Annotated in this window: 1 protein-coding gene; it reads left to right on the top strand. The window is 62.4% G+C overall.

Annotated features, from left to right (window positions below; genetic code table 11):
• Window positions 1-85: 85 nt before the first annotated feature.
• Window positions 86-250: FAD-binding protein (locus X735_RS1000000170200; protein WP_155930650.1), on the top strand; the 165-nt coding region annotated here is incomplete at its 3' end.

The raw sequence follows: 250 nt of genomic DNA, 5'->3' as shown, positions 1-250 counted from the left end.
TGAGCCTAATCGCCGCGTTGATCAAGCCGCATGGTCTGACCTATATCCATGGGTAGACACCTGCATCGCAAACTGGAAGTCCAATTTGGATCATCGCGAGACAGCACGGATACTGGTAGCCGGCAGCGGCCCTGCCGGACTGATCGCGGCGCTCGGTTTCGCCGAGGCGGGCTTTCCGGTAACCCTGGTCGGACCCGAAGCAGGCGGGCCCGATGGCCGGACCACGGCGCTGATGAACCCTGCTCTCAAG

This window comes from Mesorhizobium sp. L2C084A000, assembly GCF_000502875.1.
Classification (GTDB): Bacteria; Pseudomonadota; Alphaproteobacteria; order Rhizobiales; family Rhizobiaceae; genus Mesorhizobium.
This window is presented reverse-complemented; position numbering and strand designations above follow the sequence as displayed.